General features: G+C 51.3%; 2 protein-coding genes. Both read left to right on the forward strand.

What is annotated here, in order from left to right; translation table 11 throughout:
• Positions 1-104 precede the first annotated feature (104 nt).
• Complete coding sequence (locus Q0095_RS08330; RefSeq protein WP_297883070.1) at positions 105-1142, forward strand: hypothetical protein; 1038 nt, start codon at positions 105-107, stop codon at positions 1140-1142.
• Positions 1143-1774: 632 nt separating this feature from the next.
• On the forward strand, positions 1775-2842 hold the full coding sequence (ispG, locus tag Q0095_RS08335) for a flavodoxin-dependent (E)-4-hydroxy-3-methylbut-2-enyl-diphosphate synthase (protein WP_297883072.1): 1068 nt from the start codon (positions 1775-1777) through the stop codon (positions 2840-2842).
• Positions 2843-3048 lie beyond the last annotated feature (206 nt).

The following is a 3048-nucleotide window of genomic DNA, read 5'->3' on the forward strand; positions in this document are numbered from 1 at the left end:
GGCTTGGAATTAGAGCTGAAATTTCATAGCCTCACTCATTAAATTTAACGCGGCTTAATCTAAGCTTTGCTAAATTTCGCCTAAAATCCATGGAAAGGAAAACGATGAAAAATTTAGCTCGTATTTTTTTAATTGCGTTCATTTTGACGAGCTTCTCTAGCGTTTTTGCTGCGCAGCAAAACCATAAATCTAAAATTTCATCTCAAAATTTGCGAGCCAAAGATCATCCGAGTAAAAATACCTCGGCAAAATTCTCTGCCGAGCCGCATGCTAAAAAATCTGCAAATGCTAAAAGCCTTTCAAAATCCAAGCTCACAAAAAATACGCGTGCGTCTAGGAATTTCGCTAAAAATTCCACGCAAAAAAGTGCGAAAAATTTTACTAAAAATCCCGGGCAAAATTCCGCATCGCATTCTGCGAGAAATAAAGCATCTATGAGCCCAGCTAATCAATCAGGCAGTCAGAATGGAGCTAGCAAGAGCCTAGTCGCGACGCTGATGCGTTTGCCAAAGACCCGTATCTATGAGGACGAGGCGCCAAGCGCTCGCGATACGGAGCAAACTTACAGAGGCGCAGATATGCGGAGAAGCGCAAGCGCGCAAACTCACGGAGGCGTGGATGAGCAAACTGGCAAAATCGTAGATGCACAAGCTCGCAAATTAACGACGGCTCGAATTGCACAGCCGCAAACTCTCCGCGTCTATAGTGCAACTCGTTCTGGCGCTATGGGGCATACAGCTGCATCTCATTCGAGCGCCACGAAATATACGGCTCGTCAAAATGCCCGCGCGCCCTATCTTCCCACATCTGCTCGCTCTAGCCGTGCGATAGGGCGCTCTGGCGGTAGCGCGCTTGGTAAAATACCGTCGCCAAAGCGGGGTAATGCGCTAGGGCAAGGTGCTGCGATGCGTTATGATGAGCGTTGGGCGAAGCCCGCTCCACAGCCTTACGAGCCTGCGCCTGAGACCGAGAAAAAGCGCGGGCTGATATTTTCGTCGCAGTGGGGCCCCGCCGCGCCGAAAAGCAAGTGGCAGCAGCACGAAGCCCCGACGGATGACGCTTCGTCGCGCAATGAGTCGGTGATGGATATGCTGCAGGACAAGATGAGCAGGGTCAAGGTGAATATGGAGCTAGTGCGCTAGCCTAGGCGGCACGCCGGCGCAATTTATATGCGTAGGCGGTTTAAATTTTTGTTGTCTCTATAAGATCGCGATACTGGTGCGGTGTGCAAACACGAACGGCTGACGTTTTTTCGGCTTTGCCGCCGTGCGAAACAATGCCCTAATGCTGCAATTAAAGATAGAATGTTCATATTTCATCCACTTGCTTTGAAATTTCACGGCTGCATGCCGTGCTGCTAGGATAAACCATACTGCACTCGTTTTGCGCGAGTGAGCGCTGCGACGATACTGTGGGTAAAATTTCGCGGAAATTTCAAAAGCTTAATTTTGTAATTTTATGTCGCAGGACTTCGCTTGCCTGCCAAGTTCGCGAAATTTTGCTTGGCTGCGTGGTTTGATAAATTTTACTTGCCATCAAATTTTGTAGAGTTTCGCCTGCTACCGGAATTTTTAGAATTTTATTAGATGGCGGAATTTTATAGAACTCTATTTGCTAAAATTTCACGGCGAAATGAAATTTTCCGCAAGTGCGAAAGCAAAATTTAGTGGGTAAAATCCTGCAGGCAAAATTATGCGGCGGCTGGCAAACGCGAATTATTAAATTTTAACCCCATTTTGAATAAAATAGCGCAAAAAATTCTAAAGGCTTAAATTTGAAAAATCGCTATCCGACCCGTCAAATCTCCGTCGGCTCCGTCAAAATCGGCGGCGGTGCGCCCATCTCCGTGCAGTCGATGAGCTTTTCTAAAACGAAGGACGTGGAGGGCACGCTAGAGCAGATTAACCGCCTGTATTTCGCCGGCTGCGACATCGTGCGCTGCGCCGTGCTTGATAAGCAGGACGCGGACGCGCTCGCACGCATCAAAAAAAGCTCGCCGCTTCCCATCGTAGCGGATATCCATTTTAATTTTCGCTTGGCGCTGCAGGTTGCGGAGTTTGTCGATGCTATCCGCATCAATCCGGGCAATATCGGCGGCAAGGAGCGTATCAAAGAGGTCGTGCGCGCGTGCAAAGCTCGCAGCCTGCCTATCCGCATCGGCGTAAATTTGGGCTCTTTGGAGGAGCAGTTTGAGCAGAAATACGGCCGCAGCGTGGAGGCGATGGTGCAAAGCGCGCTGTATAACGCCGCGCTGCTTGAAGATGAGGACTTTAGCGACATCGCGATCTCGCTTAAGACCTCCGACGCGCCGAGCACGGTGGCTGCGTATCGCGCGCTGCGCCCGCTATGCGAGTATCCTTTTCATCTGGGCGTGACTGAGGCGGGGACGAAATTTCACGCGAGCATCAAAAGCGCGATCGCGCTGGGAGCGCTTCTGATGGAGGGGATCGGCGATACGATGCGCGTGAGCATCACGGGCGAGCTTGAGGAGGAGATCCGCGTCGCGCGCGCGATCCTGCAGGACGCAGGCGTGCAAAAAAGCGGCGTCAATATCATCTCGTGCCCTACCTGCGGGCGTTTACAAAGCGACCTGCTAAGCGCGATCAAAATCGTCGAAGAAAAAACCGCGCACATAAAAACGCCGCTAAATATCAGCGTCATGGGCTGCGTCGTAAATGCGATCGGCGAGGCGAAGGGCGCGGACGTGGCGATCGCGTTCGGCAACGGGCGCGGCATCGTGATGCGCCACGGCGAAGTGGTCGCCAAACTCGAGGAGAGCAAGCTCGTGGAGCGGTTTTTGCAAGAGGTCGAGGACGAGGTGCGGGCTCGCGAAGGAGCGTGAGAGCTATGGGGCGCCTAGCGGCTTAAATGTCGCTATGATTCGTGGCTTGGGTAGCTTGGCTCTGAATTTTGGCGCGCTTGGGCTAGTTGTAGTTTGCTCGGCGTTTTAAGGCACTCTCGGGCTCATCGGTGTGGCTCGTTTTAGCGTGAGATTTTGAAATTTGCGCTTTGAGGCGGCGCCTTGAAATTTTAAAATTTCATCCTTAG

Origin of the sequence: uncultured Campylobacter sp. (genome assembly GCF_938045535.1) — a bacterium.
In the GTDB taxonomy this organism is placed as follows: domain Bacteria; phylum Campylobacterota; class Campylobacteria; order Campylobacterales; family Campylobacteraceae; genus Campylobacter_B.